Consider the following 11,291-nt stretch of genomic DNA (forward strand, 5'->3'; position numbering starts at 1 on the left):
GGACCTGATGCACGAACCCCTGAATCCGCTGAAACGGCAATTGGCCGACATGTCCCGCCTGCTGACGGGAACCTGGCTGATGTCGGGCGCGCCCAGCACGGCGGAAGCGATGGGACATTGCGGCTTCGACTTCCTGGTCGTAGATATGGAGCATGTGCCCATTGAGATGCCGGATCTCGCCAATCTGCTGCGCGCCATCGAATGCACGCCGGCACAGGCCATCGTGCGGCTGGCCTGGAATGATCAGGTGCTGGTGAAGCGGGTGATGGATGCCGGCGCCCGTACCGTGATGCTGCCCTTTGTGGAGAATGCAGACGAGGCGCGGGCCGCCGTCTCCTATACCCGCTATCCGCCCGACGGCGTGCGCGGGGTGGCGGCGGTGCATCGCGGGTCACGCTATGGCCGCGTGCCCGATTATCTGAAGCGCGCCAATGACGAGGTTGCTGTCATCGTGCAGTTGGAAACGCCGGGCGCCGTCTCCCGCGTGGCGGACATCGCCGCCGTGCCCGGTGTCGACGCCCTGTTCCTGGGGCCGGGCGACCTGTCGGCCGCCATGGGTCTGATCGGACAGGTGGGTCACGAGGAGGTGCAGGCCAAGATCGCGGAAGCCGCAACCCTGGCCAAACAGGCGGGCAAGCCCATCGGCATTGTCGGGCCTAACCCGGAGATGGTGGGGCGCTTCGTCGGTTACGGCTACAGCTTCGCCGCCGTGGCGTCGGACATCGCCATGATGACGGGCCGCGCCGTTGAATGGCAGGCGGCCCTGCGCGGACAGGCACCGACGGCCCCGGTCATCACAGGTCCCTATTGACCATGGCGGCGATCATCACCCTGGCGGCGGGCAGCATGCGGGCGGAAGTGGCGCCCTCCATCGGTGGTGCGCTTGTGTCGCTGTCGCGTGATGGTGCCGATATCATGCGGCCCACGCCTGCCGATGCCGTGGCGACCGGGCAGGTGCGGCGCACCGCCTGCTATCCCATGCTGCCCTATGCCAACCGCATTGCCGATGGCCGCTTTCTGTTCGCCGGTCGCTGGCACCACGTCCCGCGCAACACGCCCGATATCACCCACCCGCTGCATGGGCTGGGTTGGCAGCGTGAATGGGCGGTGGATGAACGATCCGACACCCATGTCCGCCTGCGTCTGTCGTATCAGCCGGCAACGGATGGGCAGGGCGACTGGCCCTATGCCTTCACCGCGCGGATGGCGTACCGGCTGGACGATACAGGCCTGGAAATCGGTCTGGACCTGACCAATGATAGCCAAGGCATGGCCCCGGCTGGCATGGGCCTGCACCCCTTCTTCCGGCGGGTTGCGGGGACGATGTTGCGCTTTTCGTCCCTGTCCTACTGGCGCAGCGGGGCCGATGGCTTGCCGGATAAGGTGGTGATGCCACCGGACCCCGATTTCCGCCATGGCCGGCCCCTGGATGACAGCGTCGTGGATGGTGATTTCCCCGGCTGGGCCGGCATCGCCCATATGACGGGATCGGTGCCCGGCCTGTTGGTCAGTCTGCGGGCCGACCGGATTTTCGGCACCTTGCGCGTCTATACCCCGGCGGGCCGTGACTTTTTCGCGGTGGAGCCGGTGACACACGGCGCCAATGCCCTGAACCAGCCCGAACTGCCGCCCATGGCCATCCTGGCCCCTGGTGCCAGCCTGTCCGGGACCGTTCGCATCAATGCGGAGCCTTTGGCATGAGTGAATTTACCCCTGTGCTTCCCCTGCGTACCCGGCTGGGGGAATGTCCCGTCTGGGATGGGGGGGCGGGCATCCTGTCCTTCGTCGATATTCACGGGCGGCTGCTTCACCGCTACCACCCTGCCGATGGGGCCCTGTCCAGCCTGGACCTTCCCGAACATCCTGGGTGTGTCGTGCCGCTGGCCGGCGGTGGCTATGTCGCCGCGATGCGGACGGGTATCTATCAGCTGAATACGGATGGGAAGGTGGGGCCGATGCTGGCGCCCAACCCGACCGATCCCGCCGATACCCGCTTCAATGATGGCCGTGTCGACCCGGCGGGCCATTTGATCATCGGGACCATCGATGAACCGAAATCCGGTTCGCGCGGGGGCCTGTACCGGTTGGAAAAGGCGGGTCTGCGCCTGCTGTTCGGCGGATTGCTGACCTCCAACGGTCTGGCCTTCGCCCCCGATGGGCGCACGCTGTACCATGCCGACACGCCGCGTTTCGCCATCCATGCCTATGATTACGACCCGGCCAGTGGTCAGGTCGCCAACAAGCGGCTGTTCGCGCAACTGGACCCTGAAGCCCCCGACCGGGGCCGTCCCGACGGGGCGGCGGTGGATGCGGATGGCTGTTACTGGACCGCGCTTTATGCGGGCGGGCGGGTGCAGCGCTATGATCCTGACGGGCGGTTGATGGCGGAATACCGCACCCCGGCCCGCTGCCCCACCATGCCCTGCTTTGGTGGCCCGGACGCCAAGACCCTGTATGTCACCAGCGTCGCCGCCGGCTTTGAGGGGCCGATGGATGGCGCGCTTTTCGCCATGCCGGTCGATGTTCCTGGCCTACCCAATACGCCCTGCAACCCGGAGAGCCTGCCATGAATGTGCGCTATCACAGCCTGGAAGGCCGTTCCGTCCTGATCACTGGCGGCGCATCGGGCATCGGCGGGGCGATGGTGGAGGCGTTCGCGGCCCAGGGGGCACGGGTCAGCTTCATTGATATCGACGCCAATGTCGGGGCAGCCATGGCGGACCGTACCGGTGCCCGTTTCGTGCCCTGCGACATCACCGATATTGCTGCCCTGCGCGCCGCCATCGCCGATATCGAACAGTTCAGCGGCGGAATCGACGCCCTGATCAACAATGCCGGCAAGGATGACCGGCAGGTGGTGGGGGAGGTCGAGCCCGAAAGCTGGCGGCGCATGCTGGCGCTTAACCTTGACCATCAGTTCTTTGCCAGCCAGGCCGTCGCCCCCGCCATGATGGCGCGCGGGCAGGGGGCGATCATCATGCTGGGCAGCATTTCCTGGATGCGCGGGCGGCCCGGCATGGTCAGCTATACGACATCAAAGGCTGCCATCAACGGCCTGACCCGGACGCTGGCCCGCGAATATGGGCCGGGGGGTGTGCGGGTGAACTGCATCGTGCCGGGCGCCATCCTGACCGACCGTCAGGCAGCCCTGTGGTTGACACCGGAACTGAACCAGCAATTCATTGATCTGCAGGCCCTGAAATTCCGCCTGACGGCAGATCATGTGGCGGCCATGGCCCTGTTCCTGGCATCGGACGAAAGTGCCGGCTGCACGGGTGCCAACTTCATTGTCGATGCAGGCCTGACGCAGAACTGAACCGCCGTCAGGACCCTTCGCGCATCTGATAAAGGCTGGGCGGCACGCCGAAGGTACGGTGGAACATGGCGGTAAAGGCGCTGGGGCTGTCATAGCCGACATCGAAGGCGACCAGCGTCACGGGCCGCCCGCTAGCCAGCAGCGACAGCGCCTCCATCAGCCGCACCTGCTGCCGCCAGACAGCGACGCCCATGCCTGTTTCCTGCTTGAACAAGCGGGTGAAGGTACGCCGGCTCATCCCTGCCAGCCGTGCCCAATCATCCAGGTCGCGGTTGTCTGAGGGTTCGGCCAGGATAGCGCGGCAGACGCGCAGCAGCCGTTCATCCACGGGCATCCGCACCTCATAGGGCGCGTTGGGCATCCGCTCGATCTCGTCCAGAAGCAGGGCGACGATCCTACCCTCCCGGCCTTCCAGATCATAATCAGGTGGAAAGCTGGCCGTTTCCAGAATCAGGGCGCGGAGGAAGTCCGACACCTCGATCACTCGGCACCCGTCCGGCTGCCGGTCGCGCACCGGGTCGATATAGAGGGTGCGCAGCGACACCGGCCCCCGGCACGACACTTCATGCGGTGTGCCCGCCGGCAGCCAGAGCGCGCGTTGCGGCGGTAGCACGAAGGAGGTGCGGTCGGTCACCACCGACATCACCCCGGCGGATGCATAAAGCAGCTGCGTATGCTGATGGCTGTGGAACGGATCGACGAAACCGGCAGGATATTCGTCCTGAAGCGCGATCACGGGCCGCTGGGTGGTCAGATAATCGGCACTGCGTTTCATCTTCCTTCCCTGAATGATGGCCCGGACACGGTAGAAGAATGGGCATCATGGCATGCGGGTCAAGGTCACCTGCTTTGAACGGCCCGTTCGCGCCAGTGATTGGCCCGCCCCGGCAAGCCGTGGCGATGCCGGCTCCCGTAGCATTCGGTCCATGCCGACAGCCGGGAGTTTGGTTTGTGAGTGAAGTGATCAAGGCCGCCGACGATCTGGACCCCGATATCCGTCGTTTCCATCAGGCTATCAGCAGCGGCTATGCTGCTCACCCGGCGCTGCCGGGTCAGACGCTGGTCGACAGGCGGCAGGTGGCGGAGACGGTTCGGGCACCCTGGACGAAGGGTGGCCCCGTCATGGCCCGGACGCGGGAAATGCGTCTGGGGGATCGCGGTGTGCGCGTGCGCATCCACGAACCGTCTATCGGTGCCGACCTTCCCGTCATGTTTTACATCCATGGCGGTGGCTGGATGCTGTTCAGCCTGGATACGCATGACCGGCTGATGCGCGAATATGCGGCCCGTGCCGGGGTTGCTGTCCTCGGTGTGGATTACAGCCTGTCACCGGAGGCGAAGTTCCCGACCGCGCTGGAAGAGATTGTGGAGGTTGTGGACGCGGTCCGCGCCGGTGCCGCCGGACCCGGCCTTGACCCCGCCCGCATCGCCATCGGTGGCGACAGTGCCGGTGCCAATATGGCGGTGGCTGCCAATCTGATGCTGCGGCGGCATGGCAAGCCGGTTCTGGATGCCATGGTCCTGAATTATGGTGCCTTCGATCATGCCGTCACGGCGTCACACGAACGGTATGGTTCGGACGGCTACATGCTGAACAGTGCCGAAATGGTGGTGTTCTGGGATGCCTATCTACGCGGGGCGGCGGATTATGACAACCCGCTGGCGGCACCGCTGCGGGCCGATCTGTCGGGCCTGCCGCCCGCCTTTCTGTGCATCGCGGCTTGCGACATCCTGGTGGATGGCAATCTGGCCATGGCCGCCCGTTTGCGCAGTGCTCGCGTGCCGGTCAGCGCCAGCCTCTATGACGGAGCCAGCCACAGCTTCCTGGAGGCGGTTTCCATTTCCTCGCTTGCCGACCGCGCCTTCACAGAGGCGTCGGCCTGGCTGTCCCGGCGCCTTTGCCGGTCCTGACGCGTTGCAGCAGGGGGATGCCACGATCCGGCGTGGTATCCAATGAAATCAAAGCTTTATCAATCCTGTCGCCCTGCGACCGGTGAGGGCATCTGCATACTGCAACGCCATATGGCGGCCGGATACAGATGTTTCCCAATTGGCCCGAACGCGAGAGTAAATGACCTACGCAGGTGTGCCGGGCCGCCGGGAAGGGCATAGGCTGAAACATGAAGAGAGGCCGGCTACGGCCCTGACCATGAACAGAACAGGGATCCTCGACATGACCAATAGCCGTTGGTACCGCACCCTCATCCTGTCCTGCACCGCCGCGCTGGCGCCCCTGGCGGTGATAGCACAGGAGGCAGCCACCACCGATAAAAGCATTCTGCTGGAAGAAATCATCGTCACCGCCACCAAGCGGCAGCAGAGCGTGCGTGACGTTTCCGGCTCCGTTTCCGCCGTGTCCGGCAAGCAGTTGGAAGCCATCGGCGCGCAGAGCTTCGCCGACTATATCCAGCGCACGCCCGGCGTGGTGTTCAACGAGTTTCAGCCCGGCACGTCGCATGTCGTGATCCGTGGCGTCGCCACCAATTCTGGCAATGTGCAGGGGCAGGGCACGACGGGTTACTACATCAACGAAGTGCCGCTGACCGAACCCGGCTGGACCATTGTCATCCCGGATATTGACGCGTTCGACGTGGACCGGGTGGAGGTGATGCGCGGGCCGCAGGGGTCGCTGTTCGGGTCAGCCTCCATGGGTGGTGCCGTCAACTATATCGCCAACAAGGCCGATGCGACGAAGGCGGACGCCGCCATCGAAACCACATTGTCGCGCACCCGCAATGCCGATATCGGCTGGACCGGCAAGGCCATGCTGAACATGCCGCTGGTGGAGGATAAGCTGGCGGTACGCGCCGTCGGCACCTTCCGCCGCGATCCAGGTTATTTGGACAATGCCGGCACGGGGGAGAAGGGGTCCAGCGATATCGATGTCGGCGGTGGCCGCCTGTCGGTTGTCTGGACGCCCGATGACCTGACGGAGGTTTCCTGGCTCAGCCTTTATCAGAAGACGGCGGCGGATGATGCGCCCTATCGAAACCCGGCCTATGGCAGCTTCGGTCGTTCCAGCGCCCTGCCGGAAACCAACGATACCAATGTTGAAATTCACAGCCTGCGCCTGGACCGCGATCTGGGCTTCGCGACGCTAACGGCGCTGGGGGCGTATCAGAAGAAGAACCAGGGCTTCGTCTTCGACTTCACCCCCTATCGCGCCGCCTATAATGCCGATCTGGGCCTGAACATCACCAACCCGCTTTATGTGCGGTCGGGCGGTGACAGCGACGGCAAGTCAGCCGAACTGCGTCTGGCGTCTAACGGCGATGGGGCTTTTGAATGGCTGCTGGGAGGCATGTATTTTGAAAGCGACAAGCATCTCTATGAACAGCTGGGTGCCAATGGCGCCGCCGCTGCCTTCGATGCCTCGCCCAAATATGGCCCTGGCAAGGGGGCGATTATCGCGCCCGATGGCAGCATCTTCAACGCCTTCTACACCGACCTGAAGGGGGAGGAGAGCGCCCTGTTCGGTGAAGCCTCCTATTCCATCACACCGGAACTGAAGGTCACGGCAGGGGGCCGTCTGTTCAAGACGGAGGTGATCAGCACCTCCACCACCATCGGCTTCTCCACCTACCCCGGCAATCCGCTGGTGGAAAGGACCCAGACCAAGGAAGACGGTTTCTCCCCCAAACTCTCCATCACCTACAAGCCCAGCGAAACGCTGATGGTCTATGGTCTCTATTCAGAGGGTTTCCGCTTCGGTACACCCAACGGGTCCGGCCTGTCCGCCTTCCCGATCCCCAGCGGATCGAAAAGCGACAGCCTGAAGAATTATGAGGCGGGCCTGCGCGCCACCCTGGCCGATGGGCAGTTGCTGCTGGATGCCACGGCCTTCTATGTCGACTGGACCGATATCCAGTTGCGCCTACTGACGCCGGACAATTTCAACTATGCCTCCAACGGGGCCGCCGCCTCCATCAAGGGGCTGGAAATGTCGGCCACCTGGCAGGCGACAGCCAACCTGGATATCCAGAGCAGCGTCACTTACATGAAGGCCCGGCTGGACGAGGATCTCTTCATTCTCTGGTACGGCACCGCGCCCAAGGGGTCGCGTCTGGCCGGCTCGTCGGACTGGTCCATTGCCAATACCGCCATCTACACGTTCGATGCGGATTATGATCCGACCGTCACCTTCGCCCATCGCTATCTGTCCAAGGGGATCAGTGACATGAACTCCGCCGTTCCGGGTGTCGCGGTGAATGGGCAGGGTGGCTATAACCTGTTCGACCTGCGTCTTGGCGCCACCTTCGGCACGACCAAGGCGACGGTCTTCGCCAACAATATCACCGACAAGCGTGGTGTGACCCGTACCCTGCCGGAGGCTAATGGCCTGAGCCAGGGTCTTGTGCGGCCCCGCACCTACGGTGTCACGCTGCACTGGTCGATGTAAGGGGGAACCGTATGGGGAGCATGATGATGCAGCGTCGTTCATTCCTGATGGCGGCCGGCGTCGCCCTGCTCCCCCTGCCGGGCGTCGCGGCGGACGGTCCCCCATCCCCGCCGCGCCCGCCAAAGCGACCCAAGCGCATTGTTCAACTGGGCCGTACCCGTATCGATTATTACGCCTGGCTGCGCGATCCCAACTGGGCCAGGGTTTCCCGCGATACTAGCCAGATGGACCCGGAAATCCGCGCCCATCTGGATGCGGAAAACCGCTATGCCGACGGCATGCTGGCTCCCACGGTTGGGATACAGGGTGATATCGTGGCGGCGATGCAGGCCCTGACCGGCGCGGAGCAGGCGGCACCGCCCGTGCCTGACGGGCCATGGGATTATTACACCTATGTCCGGGCCGGCCAGGATCACAAGGTCTATGCCCGCCGCCCGCGCGGCGGCGGTGCCGAACAGGTTCTGCTGGATGGGCAGGAACGGGCCAAGGGCCATGCCTATTTCCGGGTGACGGAAGCGGAGCACAGTCCCGACCACAGGCTGTTCATGTGGGCGGAGGATGTGGAGGGCGGGGACCGTCACCGCATCTGTGTGCGTGACCTGGAAACCGGTGCGGTCAGCACGACGCCCAATGCCGATGCCTATGGCTGGCACGGCGTCGCCTTCTCCCCCGACAGCCAGTATGTGTTCTGGATCTGGCGCGATCCCCTGTCGCGGCCCGTGAAGGTGTTCCGCCGTCCTGCGCGGGGTGGGGATGATGTCCTGGTCTATACCGAACCCGATCCCGCCCTGTTCATGGGCTTGTCGCGCACGGCATCCAACAGTCATGTCGTGATCCATATCCTGGGGCCGGATGTGGATGAGGTGCGGCTGATCCCAGCCGCCGACCCTCTGGCCGAACCGATGCTGGTGGAGCCACGTCAGCCCGGCCTGCATTACCGGGTTCAGGAATGGGCAGGCGACCTGATCATCCTGACCGATGCCGACGGCGCCCTGGATGGCAAACTGATGCGGGCCAGCCTGACGCAGCCGGTCCGTGCCCATTGGCGCGACTGGGTGCCCCACCGTCCCGGCTGCCATATTCTTGAGACCCTGTCCTTCCGCGACCATTTCGTGCGGTTGCAGCGGGTGGAGGGCCGACTGGAGATTGTGGTCACGGGCCGCGACGGGCGGGAAAACACCCTGTCCTTTGATGAAGCGGCCTATGCCATCACGCTCGCCCCGGTGCAGGAACCGGACGGCGCCATCCTGCGCCTGATCTATGAAAGCCCGCGCACCCCACGCCAATGGCTGGACTACGACATGGCCTCTGGCACCCGTCGCATCGTGCAGCAGCAGGCGGCGGGCAAGAGCTTCGATCCCGCGCGCTATGAAGTGCGGCGACTGATGGTGCCTGCGTCCGATGGGGAACAGGTGCCCTTGACGGTGCTGATGCGCAAGGGCGTGAAACTGGACGGATCGTCACCGCTTTTGCTTTACGCCTATGGCTCCTATGGGGTGCCATCGGAAGCGGAGTTTTCCGTTCCTGCCCTGGCCCTGGTGGACCGTGGCTGGATCTACGCCATCGCCCATGTGCGTGGCGGGTCGGAAAAGGGGCGGCGCTGGTTTCTGGACGGACGGCGCTTCAAGAAGAAGAACAGCTTCACTGACTTCATCGCCTGTGCCGAGCATCTGATTGGCCAGGGCTACACGGTCCGCCGCCGCATCGTGGCCTATGGCCTGTCGGCGGGCGGGCTGCTGATGGGTGGGGTCACCAATCTTCGACCCGATCTTTGGGGCGGGGTGATCGCGCAGGTACCCTTTGTTGATATGCTGAACACCATGAGCGATGGGGACCACCCGCTGGTCCCGGCCTTCCGGCCCGACTGGGGCGATCCGCTGGCCGATCCGCAGGCCTATGATTACATCGCCTCCATCTCCCCCTATGAGAATGTACGCGATGCCGTCTATCCGCCCGTGCTGGCCACGGCGGGCATCCGCGATGACCGCGTCTCCTACTGGGAGGCGGGCAAATGGGTGGTCACGCTGCGCGACCATAACAAGGGTCCGTCACCCATCCTGTTCCATGTCGACATGGAAGCCGGGCATCAGGCGGGGGCGGGCCTGACCGACCAGTTCAAACAGATGGCCCTGTTCTGGGCCTTTGCCGAACAAAGCCTGATCTGGAGCAAGGGGCTGAAATGAAGTTGTCGGATGCCATCGCCATTGGCCGCCTGGACGCACATGCCCAGGCGGGTCTGGTCCGGTCGGGCGAACTCTCGGCCCCCGAACTGACCGAAGCGGCGATCTTGCGGATTGAGGCGCTGGACCCCGCCTTGCAATCGGTCAGTTGGCCTTCCTTCGATCTGGGCAGGGCCCGGGCCGCGGGGCCGCTGCCCGATCATGCTCTTGCCGGTGTGCCCTATCTGCTGAAGGACAGCCTGGATTATCCGGGTCTGCCCAGCCGGGGCGGATCGGCGTCCAAACCGCTGACCCCGGTCACCATGGGCCATGAGTATGTCCGACGGCTAGATCAGGCGGGGCTGATCCCCGTGGGCAAAAGCGCCATGCCGGAACTCGGCCTGCTGGGCGTGACGGAGCCGATGATCGGCCCCGTCACCCGCAACCCCTGGTCCGCCGCCCATTCACCGGGCGGGTCCAGCGGCGGGGCAGGGGCGGCGGTGGCGGCGGGTCTGGTGCCGCTGGCCCATGGCAGTGATGGGGCCGGCTCCATTCGTATTCCCGCGTCGTGCTGCGGCATCGTGGGGCTGAAACCCGGACGCGGTACCACCGTCCGGGTCCGTGCCCGGCATGTGGTGGAGGACCTGCTGGTCGGCGACAGCCTGATGGCGCGCAGCGTGCGCGACGTGGCCGCCGGTTTCGCCCTGGCCCATCCGGCGCGCCCCGCACCGGTGACGGGACCGTCTGCCCGGCGTCTGCGCATCGCCCTGATGCCCCGGACGCTGTCCGGCAGGCAACCGGATACTGCCTGCGAGGTGGCGGTGGAGGGGGCGGCGGCACTCTGCCGTGCCCTGGGCCATGATGTGACCATCACCGATTGGCCGTTTGATGGTGTGGCCGCGATGCGGGCCGAACGCACCTTGTGGTGCCATATCGGTGCCGATTGCGTCGATGCCGTGCGTGGGCGCGGGGACGATCCCCAACAATTACTCGAACCCTGGACCAATGCCCTGGGCCGTATGGCCGAGGCCCTGTCCACCGACGATCTGGAACAGGCCTGGGGGCAGGTGGCGGTATTGCCGAAGCGGCTGTCGGCCTTCTTCCAGGATTACGATGCCATCCTGACCCCGACCCTGGCCGCGCCCCCGCCCGAACGCGGCTTCATGGCGCCCAACCTGCCGGGGGATGTGCTGATGGAACGGATGTTCGGCTGGCTGGATTACACACCGTTGCAGAACCTGTCGGGTACGCCGGCCATCTCCCTGCCGCTGTCCTGGACAGCGCAGGGACTGCCCATCGGCGTCATGTTTGCCGCTGATCGCGGGCAGGAGGAACTACTACTGGCCCTGGCCTTTGAATTGGAACAGGCACAGCCATGGGCCGGGCGCTGGCCCGAAACGGCCGTGAACAGGTAAGC

At 64.8% G+C, this 11,291-nt stretch carries 9 protein-coding genes; 8 read left to right on the plus strand and 1 reads right to left on the minus strand.

Going from position 1 to position 11,291, the window contains the following annotated elements; genetic code table 11:
- The first annotated feature begins 7 nt into the window (after nucleotides 1-7).
- Genes ACT6Q8_RS06610 through ACT6Q8_RS06625 form a run of 4 tightly spaced genes read left to right on the plus strand, consistent with a single transcriptional unit; the run spans nucleotide 8 to nucleotide 3,316 of the window.
- Nucleotides 8-811 carry an HpcH/HpaI aldolase family protein gene (locus ACT6Q8_RS06610; RefSeq protein ID WP_054166162.1) on the plus strand — a complete coding sequence of 268 codons (804 nt, stop codon included), beginning with the start codon at nucleotides 8-10 and terminating at the stop codon, nucleotides 809-811.
- A gap of 2 nt (nucleotides 812-813) precedes the next feature.
- Nucleotides 814-1,701, plus strand: coding sequence for an aldose 1-epimerase (locus ACT6Q8_RS06615; RefSeq protein ID WP_444734955.1), 888 nt, complete (start codon nucleotides 814-816; stop codon nucleotides 1,699-1,701).
- Nucleotides 1,698-2,570, plus strand: coding sequence for an SMP-30/gluconolactonase/LRE family protein (locus ACT6Q8_RS06620; protein WP_054166160.1), 873 nt, complete (start codon nucleotides 1,698-1,700; stop codon nucleotides 2,568-2,570). The genes ACT6Q8_RS06615 and ACT6Q8_RS06620 overlap by 4 nt, the downstream gene beginning before the upstream one ends.
- Entirely contained in the window at nucleotides 2,567-3,316 is a 750-nt protein-coding gene (locus ACT6Q8_RS06625; protein ID WP_054166159.1) for an SDR family NAD(P)-dependent oxidoreductase, read from the plus strand. Before ACT6Q8_RS06620 ends, ACT6Q8_RS06625 begins: the two co-directional genes overlap by 4 nt.
- Before the next feature lie 7 nt (nucleotides 3,317-3,323).
- Here ACT6Q8_RS06625 and ACT6Q8_RS06630 read toward each other — a convergent pair whose 3' ends face one another.
- Nucleotides 3,324-4,091 (minus strand): AraC family transcriptional regulator, encoded by a 768-nt coding sequence (locus ACT6Q8_RS06630; RefSeq protein ID WP_444734956.1) that lies wholly within the window; start codon nucleotides 4,089-4,091, stop codon nucleotides 3,324-3,326.
- Nucleotides 4,092-4,267: 176 nt separating this feature from the next.
- On the opposite strand from ACT6Q8_RS06630, the gene ACT6Q8_RS06635 reads away from it, so the two are divergent.
- From ACT6Q8_RS06635 to ACT6Q8_RS06650, 4 genes are all read left to right on the plus strand, one after another.
- The gene (locus ACT6Q8_RS06635; RefSeq protein ID WP_444734957.1) at nucleotides 4,268-5,227 is read left to right on the plus strand and encodes an alpha/beta hydrolase; all 960 of its coding nucleotides are present in this window, start codon (nucleotides 4,268-4,270) and stop codon (nucleotides 5,225-5,227) included.
- 262 nt (nucleotides 5,228-5,489) lie between these two features.
- Complete coding sequence (locus ACT6Q8_RS06640; protein WP_444734958.1) at nucleotides 5,490-7,715, plus strand: TonB-dependent receptor; 2,226 nt, start codon at nucleotides 5,490-5,492, stop codon at nucleotides 7,713-7,715.
- Between the two features lie 26 nt (nucleotides 7,716-7,741).
- On the plus strand, nucleotides 7,742-9,898 hold the full coding sequence (locus tag ACT6Q8_RS06645; protein WP_444739356.1) for a S9 family peptidase: 2,157 nt from the start codon (nucleotides 7,742-7,744) through the stop codon (nucleotides 9,896-9,898).
- The gene (locus ACT6Q8_RS06650; RefSeq protein ID WP_054166155.1) at nucleotides 9,895-11,289 is read left to right on the plus strand and encodes an amidase family protein; all 1,395 of its coding nucleotides are present in this window, start codon (nucleotides 9,895-9,897) and stop codon (nucleotides 11,287-11,289) included. The genes ACT6Q8_RS06645 and ACT6Q8_RS06650 overlap by 4 nt, the downstream gene beginning before the upstream one ends.
- Nucleotides 11,290-11,291: the final 2 nt, after the last annotated feature.

This window comes from Niveispirillum sp. (assembly GCF_052437035.1).
Taxonomy (GTDB): domain Bacteria; phylum Pseudomonadota; class Alphaproteobacteria; order Azospirillales; family Azospirillaceae; genus Niveispirillum.